Origin of the sequence: Rhodococcus sp. MS16, assembly GCF_013277795.1 — a bacterium.
Classification (GTDB): Bacteria; Actinomycetota; Actinomycetes; order Mycobacteriales; family Mycobacteriaceae; genus Rhodococcus_F; species Rhodococcus_F globerula.
This window is the reverse complement of the sequence record NZ_VBTM01000004.1, coordinates 476,008-493,642: the sequence shown is the minus strand read 5'-3', so window position 1 is coordinate 493,642 and position 17,635 is coordinate 476,008. Positions and strand designations below refer to the sequence as shown.

15 protein-coding genes are annotated in these 17,635 nt (G+C 60.6%); 10 read left to right on the top strand and 5 right to left on the bottom strand.

Going from position 1 to position 17,635, the window contains the following annotated elements; all coding sequences use genetic code 11:
- Nucleotides 1–11 precede the first annotated feature (11 nt).
- From FEZ60_RS11810 to FEZ60_RS11800, 3 genes are read left to right on the top strand one after another with little or no spacing between them, the layout of a single operon-like run.
- Entirely contained in the window at nt 12–848 is an 837-nt protein-coding gene (locus tag FEZ60_RS11810) for a TauD/TfdA family dioxygenase (RefSeq protein ID WP_033230950.1), read from the top strand.
- Entirely contained in the window at nt 845–1,588 is a 744-nt protein-coding gene (locus tag FEZ60_RS11805) for an SDR family NAD(P)-dependent oxidoreductase (RefSeq protein ID WP_033230951.1), read from the top strand. The genes FEZ60_RS11810 and FEZ60_RS11805 overlap by 4 nt, the downstream gene beginning before the upstream one ends.
- A gap of 38 nt (nt 1,589–1,626) precedes the next feature.
- Nucleotides 1,627–2,205, top strand: coding sequence for a carboxymuconolactone decarboxylase family protein (locus FEZ60_RS11800; RefSeq protein WP_033230952.1), 579 nt, complete (start codon nt 1,627–1,629; stop codon nt 2,203–2,205).
- Between the two features lie 85 nt (nt 2,206–2,290).
- Here FEZ60_RS11800 and FEZ60_RS11795 read toward each other — a convergent pair whose 3' ends face one another.
- The 4 genes from FEZ60_RS11795 to FEZ60_RS11780 form a co-directional block, all read right to left on the bottom strand.
- Nucleotides 2,291–3,682, bottom strand: a complete 1,392-nt coding sequence (locus tag FEZ60_RS11795) for an HNH endonuclease signature motif containing protein (RefSeq protein ID WP_172936144.1) — start codon at nt 3,680–3,682, stop codon at nt 2,291–2,293.
- Between the two features lie 120 nt (nt 3,683–3,802).
- Nucleotides 3,803–4,588, bottom strand: a complete 786-nt coding sequence (locus FEZ60_RS11790; protein WP_045070230.1) for an enoyl-CoA hydratase-related protein — start codon at nt 4,586–4,588, stop codon at nt 3,803–3,805.
- On the bottom strand, nt 4,588–5,832 hold the full coding sequence (locus FEZ60_RS11785) for an acetyl-CoA hydrolase/transferase C-terminal domain-containing protein (RefSeq protein ID WP_045070233.1): 1,245 nt from the start codon (nt 5,830–5,832) through the stop codon (nt 4,588–4,590). Before FEZ60_RS11785 ends, FEZ60_RS11790 begins: the two co-directional genes overlap by 1 nt.
- A complete protein-coding gene (locus tag FEZ60_RS11780) occupies nt 5,823–6,971 on the bottom strand; it encodes a CoA transferase (protein WP_141484438.1) in 1,149 nt (382 codons plus the stop codon). The genes FEZ60_RS11785 and FEZ60_RS11780 overlap by 10 nt, the downstream gene beginning before the upstream one ends.
- 77 nt (nt 6,972–7,048) lie before the next feature.
- Between FEZ60_RS11780 and FEZ60_RS11775 the strand changes: the two genes are divergently transcribed.
- The 4 genes from FEZ60_RS11775 to FEZ60_RS11760 all read left to right on the top strand — a co-directional run bounded on the left by FEZ60_RS11775 (nt 7,049) and on the right by FEZ60_RS11760 (nt 11,905).
- On the top strand, nt 7,049–8,578 hold the full coding sequence (locus FEZ60_RS11775; protein WP_346343350.1) for a class I adenylate-forming enzyme family protein: 1,530 nt from the start codon (nt 7,049–7,051) through the stop codon (nt 8,576–8,578).
- Nucleotides 8,575–9,351, top strand: a complete 777-nt coding sequence (locus FEZ60_RS11770) for an SDR family oxidoreductase (RefSeq protein ID WP_346343349.1) — start codon at nt 8,575–8,577, stop codon at nt 9,349–9,351. The genes FEZ60_RS11775 and FEZ60_RS11770 overlap by 4 nt, the downstream gene beginning before the upstream one ends.
- A gap of 125 nt (nt 9,352–9,476) precedes the next feature.
- Nucleotides 9,477–10,616: an acyl-CoA dehydrogenase family protein gene (locus FEZ60_RS11765; protein ID WP_045070238.1), complete on the top strand. Its 1,140-nt coding sequence runs from the start codon at nt 9,477–9,479 to the stop codon at nt 10,614–10,616.
- Nucleotides 10,613–11,905: an acyl-CoA dehydrogenase family protein gene (locus FEZ60_RS11760; protein ID WP_242484547.1), complete on the top strand. Its 1,293-nt coding sequence runs from the start codon at nt 10,613–10,615 to the stop codon at nt 11,903–11,905. The genes FEZ60_RS11765 and FEZ60_RS11760 overlap by 4 nt, the downstream gene beginning before the upstream one ends.
- 18 nt (nt 11,906–11,923) lie before the next feature.
- Here FEZ60_RS11760 and FEZ60_RS11755 read toward each other — a convergent pair whose 3' ends face one another.
- Entirely contained in the window at nt 11,924–13,324 is a 1,401-nt protein-coding gene (locus FEZ60_RS11755; protein ID WP_172936143.1) for a diguanylate cyclase, read from the bottom strand.
- Between the two features lie 337 nt (nt 13,325–13,661).
- Between FEZ60_RS11755 and FEZ60_RS11750 the strand changes: the two genes are divergently transcribed.
- The 3 genes from FEZ60_RS11750 to FEZ60_RS11740 are packed head-to-tail and all read left to right on the top strand — an operon-like array spanning nt 13,662 to nt 17,590.
- Entirely contained in the window at nt 13,662–14,645 is a 984-nt protein-coding gene (locus FEZ60_RS11750) for an MDR family oxidoreductase (protein WP_095886484.1), read from the top strand.
- Between the two features lie 16 nt (nt 14,646–14,661).
- On the top strand, nt 14,662–15,861 hold the full coding sequence (locus FEZ60_RS11745) for a MaoC family dehydratase N-terminal domain-containing protein (RefSeq protein ID WP_095886485.1): 1,200 nt from the start codon (nt 14,662–14,664) through the stop codon (nt 15,859–15,861).
- Nucleotides 15,862–15,889: 28 nt separating this feature from the next.
- Nucleotides 15,890–17,590 (top strand): AMP-binding protein, encoded by a 1,701-nt coding sequence (locus tag FEZ60_RS11740; protein WP_242484546.1) that lies wholly within the window; start codon nt 15,890–15,892, stop codon nt 17,588–17,590.
- Nucleotides 17,591–17,635 lie beyond the last annotated feature (45 nt).

Below are 17,635 nucleotides of genomic sequence, written 5' to 3'. Positions count from 1 at the left end.
CAGGAGTAGCCATGACCACGCTTGACATCAAGAAACTCAGCAACAATCTCGGTGCGGAGGTTCTGGGCGTCGATACCGATCGGCTACTCCGCGATGACGGTCTCGCAGACGCGTGTATGACTGCACTCGAAAAACATGGCGTATTGCTGTTTCGCAAGATCAATGTCGACGATCGCACGCAAGTCGAGTTCTGCCGGAAACTCGGAACACTGATCAACTTCTCCCGCTTCCCACCGTACGACGCGGAAGAAGTGATGGAGATCAGCTTCGACCCCTCCAACCCCAATGCGGAATACCTTGCCAGTAATGACTTCTGGCACATCGACGGCCTACTCGACAAGATCGCACCGAAGGCGTCCGTGATGAGTGCCCGCGTCACAGCCGACCGCGGTGGTGAAACCGAATTCGCCAGTACCTACGCCGCATACGAGGCGCTATCAGACGACGAGAAGAAACTGTTCGCCGATCTGCGCGTAGTCCACACCTTCGCGGCAATTCAGCGGCTGACGTACCCGGATCCGACACCGACTCAATTGAAGGAATGGGCCTCGCGCCGTGAAGTGGAACATCCCTTGGTGTGGCAGCATGAATCGGGTCGGCAATCGCTCGTGTTCGGGGCGACAACATCGCACGTCGTCGGAATGGACTTCGACGAAAGTCGTGCGCTCCTGGACGATCTCGAAAAGCGTGCCACAACACAAGAACTGGTGTATCGGCACACGTGGTCCGAAGGTGACCTGGTGATCTGGGACAACTCCGGCCTCGTCCACCGGGCCTGCGAGTTCGACCGGAGCGAGCCGCGCCGCATGCATCGCTCAACCCTGGTCGGCCACGAGAGCATCAAGTGAGCAGTCGCACCGCGGTAGTCACCGGTGGGGCATCGGGAATCGGCGAAGCGATCAGTCGGCGCCTCGCCGCCGACGGCGCGATGGTGGCAATCCTCGATATCGACGGCACCGCGGCCGAGGCGTTGGCGTCATCGATCGAATTGTCAGGCGGCAAAGCCATCGGATTGACCGTCGACGTGACCGATCGCGCTGCGATCGACGCAGGATTGAACGAAGCGCGTACACGTCTAGGACGACCAACCATCCTGGTGAACAGCGCCGGATTGAGCATCGACGGCCCCTTCCTCGAGATCACTGCCGAAACGTGGAACCGCTCACTCGCGATCAACCTGACCGGCACGTTCGACTGTTGCCAGGCTGTGCTGCCCGACATGATCGAAGAAGGCTGGGGCCGGATCGTCAACATCTCGTCATCGAGCATTCACAGCGGTGCCCCCGGATTGGCCGGCTACGTGGCCGCCAAATCGGGAGTTGTCGGCCTCACCAAAGTGCTGGCGCTCGAATTCGCCAAATTCGGAATCACCGTCAATACGGTTCCTCCCGGATTCATCGACACCCCGATGCTGCGCAACACAGTCGAGAAAGGATTCATCGACCTCGACCAACAGACAGCAAAAACACCCGTCGGCCGGATCGGCCAACCAGAGGATGTGGCGGCTGTCTGTGCGTTCCTCACCAGCGAGGAAGCCGGTTACGTCACCGGGCAGAGCATCGGTGTCAACGGTGGCCGGAACACCTGATCGAAAGCACGTTCGCTACCCGAGAGGATTTACAGCCGATGGCTCGAATTTCGCCTGCAACACCACAACAATGGACGCCCGAGATGAGGGAATTCTTCGACGGCTTCCGAACGACCGTTGCTGCCGATCCGCAACGGGCCGGTAAGGCTGGACTTAACCTGGTCGGGACCCTGGCCCGATATCCCGCATTGGCGATGCCATTCCTGTCCTTCAACGCGCACTTGCTTTCTGGGACTTCGCTTACCGACAGGCAACGGGAACTGCTTGTACTCCGCGTAGCGTCAGTCCGGCGATCCGATTACGAATGGGCCCAGCACGTCATCCTTGCCGAAACTGCCGGCGTGACAAAAGGCGAAATCCTTCGCGTCGCGGACGGACCGAATGCCCCCGAGTGGTCTCCGCTGGAACGGTCCCTGCTCAGTGCAGTAGACGAACTGCTGGCGGACGGCGTCGTGAGTGAGCTGACCTGGTCGGCACTGGCCGAGGAATTCAACACCGAGCAACTGATGGATATGGTGTTCACGGTTGGCTGCTACTCGATGCTCGCCATGGCACTGCGGTCATTCGACGTGAATCCTGAACCGGAGCTTGCTCCGTACCTCCCCGCCGTTCGGTAAATGGACACATGCGTGTTGGCTTCGCATCGTCTTAGCTGGTGATGCGAAGCTTGCACGCGGTGTTCAGTTTCCGGCGGAGCCGGATTCAGTCTCGGTGAACTGGCCCTTGGCGGGTGGTGGAGCGTCTGCGTCGCTGTTTCGCATCGATCGCAGCTGGTGGGATGAACCACGGTTTGTGATCGTCGCCCATCTTGATTTCCCAGATCCCGCGGAACCCGCTGGTGCTGTGAATCAACCGATGGTGGCTACGGCAGAGGAGGGTGAGATTGTCCATCACCGTCAGACCGCCGACCGACCACGGTTTTATGTGGTGGGCGTCGCACCAAGCAGGTACGGCATCGCAGTTGGGGAAGGCGCAGCCTTTGTCCCGGGCGATCAACGCGGTGCGTTGCTCGGGTGTGACGAGGCGTTTGTGCGGGGTCGCATCCAGCGGTGCCCCGTTGCCGTCCATCAACACTGTGGAGAGCATGCAATCGCAGGCGAGCATCCGGGTCAGGCTCACACTGAGCGGGCCCATCCACGGCATGTACCCGACATCAAGATCTTCGAAATCAGGCTCATCGCCATCGAAGGCACTGCCGTAGAACTCGCCATCACTGACGTCGGCATCTGCACAGTCTGATGCTGTTTCGCTGCGCGTGGTGGTGCATTCCCGATGCTCGGCAAGGTCTTTCGCGGTGATGTGCACATTCACGTGCGGACGCTGACCACCATCAACACCGGTGACGGCATTGTCGAGATAGCGGCGAATCAGTTCCGTGAACGCGTCGGCGGTGCGTTTGGCAGCCGACCGCTGATCCGGGGTTCCGTCCGCGGCCGGTTTCGGCATCGACAACCCCGAGAGGGCCGACAACAACATCTCACCGGTCAACGCGTCGAAATCACCCTTGATCGCCACGCGCCCGTTGAGCGTCGGCGAAATCCGCAACACATTGAGATCATCATCCTCACCGGGCGGGATCTCATCGGATTCGAAAATCCGCTCCAAAACCGCAATCGCATACCGCAGCTTGATAGTGGTCGCCTCCACCCCGGATGCCGCAGCCAACAGAGTCTTCATACAGGACGGTAACGCCCTGTCCGGCATTCCTTTTGGTGGAGATTCACAGAACGCGACGATCATTGCCGCATGATCGAGCGAGAGATCGCCGGCCTCGAATTGGGCAGTAATATCCGGGAACCCCCGCAGTGCGGCACCGAGGGCGGCGATCTTGTTACCGGCCGCGTTCTGCAGCATCGTGTTCGCCGCCAGCCACCGCCCCACACCGCGGTAACAGAGCACCTGCTCGTCCGGATTGAGCGCCAATTCGTCGACCGCGGCAACTCGAATCGCTTCCAGCCGAAGAATTTCCGCAGATACACAGACTGCAACGTCTCGAACCTCGGCCGGTCGCAATCGCCACAACCTGCCCCGCACACCCACAGCCGAACCCGCTACAACATCCCCCACCAAAGTTGAATCGCAAACCGTAGTCATCAAGGCCTCCCCACCCTGACCTAATTATACTCGAACATCTATTCGATTCAAGGGACATACCGGGCACAGTTCGTTCCCCCACGTTCTTGCAATGCGACGTCCACGAGTCACATGAGCCAGTCAGCGCCCCATCCACTGCGGGCGACGCTTTTCCGCAAATGCAGCCGGCCCCTCCTGTGCGTCGTCACTGTTGTAGCAGTGCTCGGATACGTGGCGTGCGGCCTTGAGTGCGGCCGAACGACCCATCTCCGTCGACAGCATCACAGTTTCTCTCGCCGCTTTGACGGAAAGAGGTGCACCGGAGAGTATTTCGGTTGCCAGGTCCAGAGCCGTCGCCATCAGATCCGCAGGCTCGGCAAGTCGGTTGACGAGACCGATCTCGTAAGCGCGCGTAGAAGATATCGGCTTACCCGTGAGCAGGATTTCCATCATGATGCGCTGCGGAATCATGTGAATCAGCGGCGACGCCCACGGCGAGCTTCTCCCCACCTTGACCTCCGTGACCGCAAATTTCGCGGTGGTGCTGGCGACACACAGGTCACAGGCCTGAGCAATCATCCAACCACCGGCGTAGGCAACGCCGTTGACCGCGGCAATGGTGGGTTTTGACAGTTCGACCGTGTCGTAGGGAAGTGCAAACATATCGCGCGGCGGTACCGCCATTGCGGTATTGACCATCTCTTTGAGATCGCCACCTGCACAAAATGTTTCGTCGCCGGAACCGGTGAGTATCGCTACCCGCAACGCTGGGTCGTATTCGAATCGGTTCCAGGCGTCGCGTAATCCCTCGCGCACGTCTCGATCGAGACAGTTTCGGGACTCCGGTCGGTTCAGCGTGATGACAGCAATGCCGTCGTCGCGCGCGTCGAACAACACGGCGTCATTCGAAAACACAGCATCACTCATCAGAATCCCCTCTGCCTGATTGCATGCGCTTCGCGCATCAACTCTTCGCGAAAATCCGGATGGGCAATATTGATCAAACGTCGCGCTCGTTCCGCGAGGTTCTGTCCTCGTAGCTCGGCTGCACCGAATTCGGTGACCACAACATCGATGTCACTACGCGCCGTCGTGACAGGCCCGGACAGGTGCGCGGTTATCCTGCTGACGGTTCCCCCCTTGGCCGTGGCGGGGAGAGCCATGATCGCGTGACCGCCCGGTGAACGCGAACCGGCCCGGACGAAGTCCACCTGACCACCCGTGCCACCGAGATACGCCGAACCGCTTTGCTCCGCATTGACTTGCCCTGTGAGATCAACTTCGAGTGCGGAATTGACTGTCACCAGTTTGTCGAGCTGAGCCAGAACTGCCGCGTCGTGTGTGTACGACGTCGCACACATGCGAATTGCCTGGTTACGGTGCGCGAACGCGTACAGTTCCTTGCTGCCGATGAGTGCGCCGGTGACGGACACTCCCGTGTCGATTCGTTTGCGTGCGTTGGTCACCGTGCCTGCTTCCACCAGATCAACGAGGCCGTCGCCCACCATTCCCGAATGAACACCCAGATCTTTCCGGTCTCGAATCAGCCGAAGCAACGCATCCGGCACGGCTCCGATCCCCACCTGGATGACCGCACCGTCCTCGATATACGCAGCGGCATGTTCGGCAATTGCATGATCGGTCGGTCCAATTGTTGCCGGCGCCAGTGTAACCGGAGGTCTGGATACTTCGATGGCGTAATCGATCTTCGCTGCCGGTAACAGTTCCCCGCAGGTGAACGGGACTTGATCGTTCACTTCCGCCACGACAACGCGCGCTTTCGCCACAGCCGCCTGAACGTAGTCACTGATCAATCCGAAGCTGTGATTGCCGTTCCCATCCGCAGCGCTTACTTGTACGAAGGCAACGTCGCACCCGATCAACCCGGCCTCGATCATCGGCGCAACTTGACTGACGTGGCACGGAATCACACTGAGCTTGTGCACTTTGGTCAACGATCGCAGCGTTCCGATCGCCCCCATACTGGAGAGCGAAAAGCTCTCACTTGCTTCGGCATTGAAGACTCCTGAGAAACTCGTTGCGACAAATGCCGATAGTCCGCCAATGTCTGCCCCTTGATCGATCAGAGCTTCGATCAACGTTGTCGGTTCGCCGCACGCCTGTCCGATGACAATACGGTCTCCCCGATTCAGGAACCGATTCAACTCCACGCTCGACCGACCTCATTCAGGACTTCCTCGGTGTGCTCACCGAGTCGAGGGGCCGGCCGGGCAATACGACCGGGCGTGCGCGAGAACCATGTCGGCGGACCAGGGAAACGCACTGAGCCGTAGGGAGTATCGACGTCTTCGAAAAAGTTGACGGCATCGAGGTGCTCGTTGTTCAACAACTCGTCCAGTGTCCTCACCGGAGCGGCCGGAATATCGTGAGATCGGAGCAGATCCAGCCATTCCTGCGTCGTGCGTTCGAGGAAGGTTTCACCCAACAGCGCGTACACCGTGTCGATCTGACGGGCTCGTTGTTCGAGAGTCGCGAAATGTGCACCCGCCCAGGGTGGATCGACTGCGTCGACGAAAGCCGCCCATTGCTTGTCGTTGTACACCATGGCCGAGATCTCGCCGTCTTTGGTCCGGTACGGTTTCCGATTCGGTGCCACAGCACGGGGATACACCGCCGGACCCAGCGCCGGGGTGAACAGTGCCCCATTTGCATGTTCGACCAGCATGAAAGCTGCCATCGTCTCGAACATGGCAACCTCCACCTCTTGGCCTTCTCCAGTACGTTCGCGGTGAAAGAGGGCCATCGTGGTGGCGTACACGGCAGTGAGTCCCGCAACCTTGTCCGCGATAATGGTTCCGACATAACCACTCTCGCCGGTCAACTGTTCCTGCACGTGCGGTAAGCCGCATTCGGCCTGAATTGTGTCGTCGTAGGCCGTCAAATCGGCATCCGGCCCGCGACGCCCGTATCCGTAGCAGTTGGTGTAGACGATCGACGGATTGACGGCGGCCACGTCGTCGTAGCCAAAACCAAGTTTTGTGATTGCCGAGCCTCGCATGGAATGGATGAATACATCCGCATCGGCGATCAAGTCACGCAGTACACCTGCACCCTCATCGGTTCGCAGATCCAGTACCGCACTGCGCTTTCCACGATTCACGTTGACAAACACACCGCCCAATCCCGGTTCCGGACCCACCGAAATGTAGCGGGTGTTGTCGCCGGCGGGGCTTTCGATCTTGAGAACATCAGCCCCCATGTCGGCCATGATCTGCGTGCAGTAGGGACCCATCACCATCGCCGTGAGATCGACGATCCGAACCCCGGTCAACGGACCCGAGTGCTTCATCAGAATGAACCTCCACTTTTCTTCAGAACGATTCGACGCTATCAGGTGAATCTTTACAAGGATAGTGGTATTAGTGAGTGGTGAAGAAATCCAACGGGACCGCCGTCCTCGGCACGATAGCGACGGTGCTCGATGCGGCACTGGCGGCAAACCCGCAGGCCCCGGCCGTGGAAGCCGTATCTGGGATCTGGTCATATGCCGAACTCGACACACAGGCAAGGCGCTGCGCCGGAGCGCTGTGGTCACTGGGCGTGCGACCAGGCGATCGTGTCGCGGCATGCCTGCCCAACGATCTCGGCATCGTCGCGGCATTTCACGGCGCTCAGCGGATCGGTGCGATCTGGGTGGGAATCGGCGAAGCGCTGTCATCCAGTGAGCAGCAAGAATTACAAACTCTGTGCAAGCCGAGTGTTGTCCTGGCCGGACCGAACTGTCGGCTGGACCCTCTCGACTGCGTCAGCGAGGCTCAGTGGGCAGAATTGTGCGGGCGCGACGAGACCGCCCCTTCGGTCGAGTTGGATATCGACGCTCCCGCCGGAATCGCTTTCACCAGTGGCACTTCGGGTCAGCCCAAAGCTGTGGTGCACAGTCAACGAAACCTACTCCTCCCCGGCGCCGTCCTGTGCGCGACCAGAGGATGGGGGCCAGAACTACGCAAGGGCGACAGCTTCCCGCTGACCATCCTCAATCTCATGGTCTTGTCGACGCTACTTACGGCCCAGGCCGGCGGGTGCTCAGTCGTGATGAACCGGCGCGACGTCGACGGGGTTGCCGAATGGATCGCCTCGCGGCGTGTCACAGTGTGGAACGGCGCCCCCGCGCAACTGTACGACCTCGCGCGACGTCCCGACGTCAACCTCAGTTCACTCCAGGAGATCTGGTGCGGCGGCGGCGATACACCGGACGGATTGCGCCAGGCGTTCACCGACGCGCACGGCCTCGTCCCCCGCGTCACGTACGGCCTGACCGAAGCACCGACCGTCGTATCGATCGATCCTCCCGGGCGCGAATGGCACCCCGGGACCAGCGGGCAGGTACTGCCACAGTACGAGGTTGCAGCCTACAGCGAGGACGGAAGCCCGCTGCCTGCAGGAAAATTGGGCGAACTGCGCGTCAGAGCAGCGAGGTCAGGTCAGTGGGCGGGCTCGTGGACGCCGATGCTCGGCCATTGGGAGCACGGCGGTGTCACTTCGACTGAACCCGGCCCACTCGCGACTGGGGATATCGGAACTGTCGACGCCGACGGTTGGCTCACTGTCCTGGACCGCAAGAAATTGGTCATAATTCGCGGTGGTGCAAACGTCTACCCCCTCGAAGTGGAACGAGTCATCGCGACGCACCCCGATGTCGCGAAGGTCGCCGTGTACCCGGTACCCGACGACCGACTCGGTCAGCGGGTTGCCGCGATTGTCGAAAGTGTCGGACCTCCGGTGGAGTTCGGCATCCTTGCCGACCTCTGCCGGAACGCGCTCTCGCCATACAAGGTTCCGGAATTCTGGTCACAGGTCGACGCACTGCCGATCAACGCCATGGGAAAAATCCAGCGGGCCGGACTCGCAGAACTCACCACTTCCGCCGTCAGGGCACCGCAGCGAGGTCTCCGGTGACAACACACCGCGATACCGCCGCACGGATGTTCGGCTTGGACGGCCGGGTAGCCATCGTGACGGGCGCCTCATCAGGCCTCGGCGCTGCCATAGCCGAGGCACTTGCCTCACTCGGCGCCCGAGTTGCCGTCGTCGCGCGCCGCCGCGACAAACTAGCCGAACTCGCCGAGCGGATCAACGGCACCGCCATCGAGTGCGATCTCTCCGAGGCCGGCCAGGTTGGCTCTGTTGTACCCGCCGTGGTCGAAAGCCTTGGGCCGCCCGAAATTCTGATCAACGCAGCGGGCAGCATGTTCACCTACGAACGAGCCGAATCCGAGCCACTCGATGCCGTCCGCAAGACCTTGGATCTGAATTTGATCGCTCCGTTCTTGTTGGCGCAGGCCACTTTCCCTCACATGCAGTCCATCGGCCGCGGCACTGTCGTCAACATCTCGTCGATCAGCGGCCGGGTGGGAATACCGGGCATCCCGCAGGCGTCATACGCCGCAAGTAAGGCCGGATTATCAGGACTCACCGCAGAACTCGCGATCCAGTGGGCGCGGCACTCGATCCGGGTGAACACAGTTGCTCCCGGATTCTTCCGGAGTGAAATCACTGATCAGCTGTACACCGAGAACCGATCGGCGGAGTATCTGCGACGAAACACTCCACTTCCGCACGAAGGGACGCCGCACGACGTTGTCGGCTCTGTTCTCTGGCTCGCAAGTGACGCAGGAAGCTACGTCACAGGCCAGACCATAGTTGTCGATGGTGGTTGGACGGCACGCTGAGCGTTCGACATGGGTGCCGATCTCAGTTCGAGTTCGCTTTAATTTCGACATTGAAAATGTTATTCTCAGAATAGAGAGTTTCATACTCTGATTGCGATTTCTAACCGCAGGGCGAGAGGGCGAACATGTTGTTGGAGCTGACCCCGGACCAGGAATTCTTCCGGGACACCACAGCCCGGTTCCTGAACACACAGGTGCCCAGCTCAGCTGTGCGTCTTCTGCGCGACAACCCCATGGGCTTCGACTCCGAATACTGGCGGCGCGGCGCAGAACTCGGCTGGACCAGCCTCCTGGTGGACGAAAAGCACGGTGGGGGCACAATCAGCGATCGCGGACTCGTCGACCTCACACTTGTCGCGTACGAGTTCGGCCGCACCGCCGCGCCCGGCCCACTCACCCCGACCAACGTCGTTGCCGCACTTCTCAACAACTACTCCAGCGAGACCACAGACCAAGTTCTTGCAGAACTACTCGCCGGAACTTCCACCGCAGCATGGTGTTTCACCCAGCCACAAGCGAACAGTCTCGTGAGCACTCCACCACTGGAGATTCGCGTCGATGGCAACGACGTAATTGTGTCCGGCACAAAACGCCCCGTCGAAGCTGCCCAGACCGCCGATGTCCTTCTCGTCACCGGCCAGAACGGCGACTCCGTCGCGCAAGTCCTGGTGCCCACCGATACTCCCGGTGTGCACGTAAAGCCGTTGCGATCAATCGATCTGACACGGCGCTACGCCGCGGTGACGTTCGACAACGTACGTCTCCCCCTGAGCGCCATGATCGGAGACACACGCGATGCGGCTCGTGACGTCGAGCGTTGTCGGCAACTCGCCATCGTGCTGGGCTGCGCCGAATCCGTCGGAGCGATGCAAGCGGCATTCGACCTCACCGTTGCGTGGGCATTCGACCGATACTCGTTCGGACGCCCCCTTGCGTCGTACCAAGAACTCAAACACCGCTTCGCAGACATGAAGACCTGGCTCGAAGCCAGCCACGGTCTCGCCGACGCGGCAGCAGCCGCAGTTGCTGCGGAAAGCCCGGACGCCGCTGAACTCACCAGCGCCGCACACGCATACATCGGCGATCGCGGCGGCGAACTACTCCAGGATTGTGTGCAGATCCACGGCGGGATCGGCGTCACATTCGAGCACGATCTACACCTGTTCATGCGGCGGGCTGCAGCTAATCGCTCGAGCTACGGCACTCCCGCAGAGCACCGCCAATTGATCGCCGCCATCGCCGTACGTCAGGAGAGCATCCGTTGAGCACCCAGGCACCCCAGACCGTCGTCGACATGGAATCGGTCGAGCAGTTTCGCACTCGGGCACGCACCTGGATCCGAAACAACCTCGGCCCCAGCGACCCGAAGGCAAACATCGGTGTCATGCGCGCCGAAGGACCCGACGAGGACGAACTCACCGACGTCGCGGAGCAACGCGCACTTCAGCGACGACTGTTCGATGCGGGCCTTGCCGGGATCTGCTTCCCTGAGGAGTACGGCGGGCAAGGCCTCACTCATGCTCACCAGCGGGCATTGAACGAGGAACTCGCCGGTTACAAGTACGCCGAACGTCTACAGTCTCCGACCTTTGTGCCCTGCGCCGCAGTGCTTCTCGAATTCGGCACCGAGGAGCAGAAGCAACGCCACATCCCCGCCATCTTGAAGGGCGAAGAGATCTGGATGCAAATGCTCTCCGAGCCCAGTGGTGGCTCCGACGTCGCCGGCGCGGTCACCACCGCTGTTCGAGACGGCGAAGACTGGGTACTGAACGGATCGAAGATCTGGACTACCGGCGCCTGGTGGTCCGATTGGGCGCTCTGTCTTGCCAGAACCAACTGGGACGTGCCCAAGCATCGGGGGCTGAGCGTGTTCATGGTGCCGCTCGATCGCACCGGCATGGAAGTCAACCGCATCGAGTTGCTCAGTGGGTCGCGGGAATTCTGTCAAGAGTTCATGACCGACGTCAGGGTTCCGGACAGCGACCGCATCGGCGAAATCAACGACGGTTGGACCGTCGGCACACGCTGGATGTTCCACGAACGAATGCTGTCGAACTCGCCGTACGCGACCATGGCAGCCGGAAGCACGCAACGAGGAACGAAGATGCCGGAACTGCTTGCAGTCGCGCGCGATGCGGGTCGCTTGAACGACCCCGTCAGCCGTGACCTCATCGGTGAGGCCCGCATGCTGGAACTGGCCAACAACGCACTACAGCATCGGGTTGTCCAGGGCATCACCACCGGCGCAATGTCCGATCAGGCCGCGAGTATCGCCCGATTGATGGCAGGTCTGATGTCTACCCGTCTGGTGACGATCATCTACGAATTCACCGGGCCTGCCGGGGCAGCGTGGGACGACGACGACGGTACGGTCGGCGACTGCGCCACGGACTATCTCGGCCAACAGGTGTGGTGCATCGCCGGCGGGACCACCGAAATGGCCCGCAACGCCATCAGCGAGCGAGTCCTCGGTATGCCGCGTGAACGCACACACGAGCAGAACATCGCCTTCCGGGACATTCCGAAAAGCCGATCAACTTCCGGCAGTCACTAGTTTCCGGCGGTCAGGACATCAGCTTCTCGCGGTCAGGGACACGGTGCAGTTACGGTCGAACTTCTTTGCCAGATACAGCGCTTCGTCGGCGCAATCGATCATGCTGTTCACGTCCGCGTCACCGGACGGCGAACACGCCACACCGATACTGACAGTCGGGCCGAGTTCTCCGAGCGTTGTCCTCGATTGCTCCTGCTGTGCCACCCGAATTATTTCGGCTATTTGCGTTGCCTCGTCCAGATCCGTGTCGATCAACAGAACGACAAACTCCTCACCGCCCAGGCGCGCAAACAGCGCTGTGTCGTCGAGATGGCGCCGCACTTGATCCGCAAACGCAACAAGGACCGTGTCCCCGGTCCGATGGCCCAAGGTGTCGTTGACCTTCTTGAAGTGGTCCAGGTCCATCATCAGGACGCTGATTGGCAGGCCGGACTGAAGAGATCCGACGGCGCCGATGCTTTTTCGCATGAATTCGTCCCGGCGCAGCGCTCCAGTCAGGTCGTCGAGCATCACAGCTTCAGTCAGAGCAGCGAGAGCGCGTCGACGTTCATAGATCACGCAGGCAACCGCGAGGGGCGCAGTTGCCAACAGAGCCAATCCGATCCTTACGGAAACGCTGACCGCGGATAAACCTTCGACAGCTGTTCCCAAGTGCCCGTCGGCTGTCAAGACCAACGTACATACGGTCGATATGGCGGTCATCAGTGACGTGACAAAGACATTGGTCAGCAGTGCGGCGGTGACAAGAGCAGGCATGGCAAACGCAATTGCACCGGCGCCGCCGATGACCCATTGGAGCAGAATGCACAACGCCAACAATGCGGCCGGAATCACGGACAGCCGAAGGATCCTGGACACGGCCTCAGGGTCTCGGTCCTCAGGTCGAAGCGACGGAAAAGTCAGTACCAGCGGAACAATCGTCATGTAGTTGACGAGGTTGCCCGAGAACCAGAGAATCCAGCCGTCCGGCCATGTGCCGCCGAAAAGTGCCACATTCGCAGCTCCTCCGACACATCCTGTCAGCGCCGCCGCGACCATGGTCGCGGATACGAAGTAACCCACCGAGCGGATACTCGAAAGCCTTCGATCTTCCGCGCAGACCCATCGAAATGCGTAGAACCCACCGACAACGCCGATGATGTTGCTTGCACCGAGCCACAAAGCTGATTCGACGGAACCGCCAGTGACCAGATCCGCGGAAATATAGGCCGTCGCCGCACAGAACCACGTCGAAACGGTTGCCGAACGGGGTGATCGAACAAGCAGACCGAGCAGCAGTGCGTTTGCCGGCCAGAACACGGCGAGGGTACCGGGAAGCCGGCTGAAAGTCCCGATCAAGCACGCGACAAAAACGCAAAGACCGACAAGCAGGCTGTGGCGTAGCGCCGCAGCTGACGTCGAGTTTTCCACCGCATCCACCGCCCTACCTACCTAATCTTTGGATCAATTGTGAGAGGCGATCGGACATACAGCGGAAAACGTGCGCTGGAAACCGACGAATTGCGCTAATTATCCCTTTTAGAGCTGTCAAATCAAGGACATCCGTCAGTACATTCCGATGTGCGTAAATGTCAAGTATTGCCATCATTGATAGGATTGACGTACTGTGCGAAAAGACCTGTACGACAGCTACTGCGCAGTACAGTCCCGGCAGTTCGGCCCCGCTAACGGTGGACACCGCGATCTGCAGTGCATCACCCACGGATTTCAGGACGCGAACGCGCTCCGAACCGGTTGAGGAAGGAATTCATTTCTGATGTTTTCGGCAATAGTCATCGAGAAGAACGACACGGGACAAAGCGTCGCCTGCACCAGTCTCGACGAAGCTGATCTACCCGACGGAAATGTCAGCATCGACGTGGACTATTCAACTCTCAATTACAAAGACGCTCTGGCCATTACCGGTTCGTCTCCAGTAGTGCGCAAGTTCCCGATGGTCCCCGGAATCGACCTCGCCGGAACAGTCACCGAGAGTTCACACGCAGACTGGGCAGCCGGCGATCGCGTCGTACTCAACGGTTGGGGCGTCGGCGAATCCCACTGGGGTGGACTCGCCCAGCGCGCGCGCCTGAACGGCGACTGGTTGATACCACTTCCCGCGGCATTCACCGCCCATGCCGCCATGGCTATCGGCACTGCGGGCTATGCCGCCAGCCTGTGCGTCGACGCTCTCATCGACTTCGGTGTATCGCCCGACCAGGGCGAGATACTCGTGACCGGAGCATCCGGCGGAGTGGGCAGTGTCGCGATCGCCCTACTGGCAAAGGCAGGCTTCACCGTCGCTGCGTCGACCGGCAAGGTCGACGAAGCGGAATACCTCCAAAGCCTTGGCGCAACAACGGTAATCGACCGCGCCGAACTCTCCGGTGCCGGCAAGCCGATGCAGAAGGAACGCTGGGCGGGCGTCGTCGATTCGGTGGGCAGTCACACCCTCGCGAACGCGTGCGCGCAAACCCGGTACGGCGGTGCTGTCGCAGCCTGTGGCCTCGCTCAGGGGATGGATTTCCCTGGCTCGGTTGCGCCGTTCATTCTCCGCGGCGTGTCACTGCTCGGTGTCGACAGCGTGATGGCACCCAAGTCTCGTCGCCTGGCCACCTGGGATCGCCTGGCTCGTGATCTGGATGCCGAGGCACTGGAGTCAATCGCCCACGACATCGCACTGGGCGAATCGATCACTGCTGCAAGAAAACTCATGGACGGCACGGTGCGTGGACGCATCGTCGTCGACGTCAATCGATAGCCGGGAGCCAGAGACGATGAATACGAAGTTAACCGAACCGGAAACCGTCGAACTCGATCTGTCCGATGTAGACCACCGTGTAGGCCAACCTGTCGGCGGCGGGCAGCTGTGGGATCCGTGCAGCACCACCGACGTGCGGCGTTGGGTCATGGCGATGGACAACCCCAACCCGATCCACTGGGATGAGGAATTTGCCCGTGCCAGTAAGTTCGGCGGTCTGATCGCACCGCAGTCCATCGCAGTAGGTCTGGACTACGGGCACGGAGCTCAGCCGGCGTGCGTCGGACACATTCCGAACAGCCACTTGATCTTCGGCGGCGAGGAATGGTGGTTCTACGGAACGCCGGTGCGTCCCGGCGACACGTTGTTCCAAGAACGACGCTTCCACGATTACAAGGTTGCCGATACGAAGTTCGCCGGTCCCACGATGTTCTCGCGCGGCGACACGCTCCACACCAACCAGCACGGCTCCAAGGTTGCACTCGAACGGTCGACAGCCATCCGTTACCTGGCCGACGAGGCAACAAAGCGCGGCATGTACAACAACAATGTCGGGGCCGTCAAACGGTGGACCAACGCAGAACTCATCGAGGTCGAGAACCTGCGCCACGAATGGCTCATGTCCAACCGCATGGGTGTTTCACCGCGCTTCGACGAGGTCGAGATCGGCGACACACTGCAGCGACGCGTCATCGGCCCGCACAGCATCGCAAGCTTCACCACGGAGTACCGCGCATTCCTTTTCAACATCTGGGGCACCTTCCACTGGGTTGCACCCGACGGCGTCGAAGATCCCTGGGTCTACCAGGATCCGGGCTGGGTGGAGGGCTTCGGTTACGACGAGGAAGGAGCCAAGATCGACCCGCGCAAGCGCGACGGCCTGTACGTCGGTCCGTCTCGCGGCCACATCGACAGCGACAAGGCCAGCGAAGTCGGGATGGCCAGGGCCTACGGTTACGGCGCGACGATGGGCGCCTGGTGCACCGACTTCCTCGCCAACTGGGCAGGTCACAACGGCATGGTCCGCCATACCAAGGCCGACTTCCGCACACCTGCATTCGAGGGCGACGTGACGTACTTCGACGCCGAGGTCGTTGGCAAGGAAGCTCAATCAGCCTGGGGCGTACCGCTTGTCCAGATCAAGCTGCGTCTGACCAATCAGGACGGCGACGTTCTGGTGTCCTGCACGGCCGAGGTCGAACTGCCGTTCTCCTGACTCTCCCTCGACATGAAAGAGGCAAGCCTTGACCACCGATGTGAATGCGGCACCAGCTGTTTCAATCGCGCACGGTGTACCACTGCTCGACGAACCAGGCCTCGGCGCACTGACTCTTCCCGGATTCCTCCGGGAAGTGACGCAGATGTACGGCGATCGCGAAGCTCTGGTCATGCGCTCCGACGACGGTGTCGTCCGCTGGTCCTACGCACAATTGTGGGAGCGCGCAATCGAAGTCGCCCAAGCTCTGCGGGGTATCGGTCTGGGCAAGGACGGCCGGGTGGGCGTCTTGATGACCAACCGTCCGGAGTGGATCGCGTCGGTGTTCGGCACCGCCCTCGCCGGCGGTGTAGCGGTCACACTCAGCACGTTCTCAACAGCGGCGGAACTGGACTACCTGCTGGAGAATTCTGCAGTCTCGGTTCTGCTGTTCGAGCGCACCGTACTCGGTAAGGACCTTGCGGAGGTGCTGACCACGCTCGAACCACAGTTCGGCACTGCAGCTCCCGGCACAGTGCAGTCGCCGCGATTCCCTTTTCTTCGCCATCTGGCCATGGTCGGCGACGGAGAAGCAATCGGGGCGATCGACACGTGGGACACATTCCGCTCGCGAGGCGTCGACCAATCGAGGGGGTTGATCGAATCCATCGCGGCGGCTGTGCGCCCGAGTGATGCTGCTGTGCTGTTCTTCTCGTCAGGGACGACAAGCAAACCCAAAGGCATTCTCAGCGCACATCGTGGTGTCAGCATTCAGATGTGGCGATTTCGGCGCATGTATCGTTTCAACCCCGAGGACAACATCCGATGCTGGTCGGCCAACGGATTTTTCTGGTCAGGCAACTTTGCGATGGCGCTGGGCACGACCTTCGCGAGCGGTGGCTCATTGGTACTGCAATCGACGTTCGACGCAGCAGAGGCAATCGGGCTCATCGAGTCGGAACAAGTCAACTTTCCGTTTGCGTGGCCGCACCAATGGGCACAGTTCGAATCCGCACCCAACTGGACCGGCGCGGATTTGAGTAGCTTGTCGTACGTCGATTTCAACACACCGGTAGCCCGTCACCCCAGCGTCACGGCCACATGGTTCGAACCCGGCCATGCGTACGGAAACACCGAAACCTTCACCATTTCAACTTGTTTCCCGGCCAATACGCCGGACGACGTAACGGGGGGCAGCAGCGGTGAGCCGCTTCCCGGAACAACCGTCAAGGTTGTCGACGCGCTCACCGGCGATGTTCTCCCGATCGGCGAACGCGGCGAAATTTGTGTCAAGGGTCCGACACTGATGCTCGGGTATATCGGCACACCACTCAGCGAGACCGTCGACGCCGAAGGTTTCTTCCACACCGGCGACGGCGGATATCTCGACGATGTCGGCCGGCTGTTCTGGGAGGGCCGCCTCACCGACATCATCAAGACCGGTGGCGCAAACGTCTCACCGCTCGAAGTCGACGAGGCTCTGGTCAGCCATCCCGGAGTGAAGGTCACCCGCACTGTTGGTGTTCCGCACGAGACGCTTGGCGAGGTCGTCGTGTCCTGCATCGTTGCGCACGAGGGCACCGATCTGCATCAAGAAGAAATTCGCACTTTCCTGCGAGAACGCCTCGCCAGCTACAAGGTTCCGCGTCATGTGCTGTTTTTCGACGAGGACCAAATCGCTCTCACCGGCAGTGCAAAAATCAAATCCAGTGAAGTTCGAGAGCGCGCTACACAACTGTTGAAGGCGTGAAGGTGTACCGGCTGATCGATAGCTACCGGGTTGATCAGCCGGTAC

Coding starts and splice junctions, on each gene's coding strand:
- FEZ60_RS11810 (WP_033230950.1), top strand. CDS start 12: ATGACCACGCTTGACATCAAGAAACTCAGCAACAATCTCGGTGCGGAG.
- FEZ60_RS11800 (WP_033230952.1), top strand. CDS start 1,627: ATGGCTCGAATTTCGCCTGCAACACCACAACAATGGACGCCCGAGATG.
- FEZ60_RS11795 (WP_172936144.1), bottom strand. CDS start 3,682: ATGACTACGGTTTGCGATTCAACTTTGGTGGGGGATGTTGTAGCGGGT.
- FEZ60_RS11790 (WP_045070230.1), bottom strand. CDS start 4,588: ATGAGTGATGCTGTGTTTTCGAATGACGCCGTGTTGTTCGACGCGCGC.
- FEZ60_RS11780 (WP_141484438.1), bottom strand. CDS start 6,971: ATGAAGCACTCGGGTCCGTTGACCGGGGTTCGGATCGTCGATCTCACG.
- FEZ60_RS11765 (WP_045070238.1), top strand. CDS start 9,477: ATGTTGTTGGAGCTGACCCCGGACCAGGAATTCTTCCGGGACACCACA.
- FEZ60_RS11750 (WP_095886484.1), top strand. CDS start 13,662: ATGTTTTCGGCAATAGTCATCGAGAAGAACGACACGGGACAAAGCGTC.
- FEZ60_RS11745 (WP_095886485.1), top strand. CDS start 14,662: ATGAATACGAAGTTAACCGAACCGGAAACCGTCGAACTCGATCTGTCC.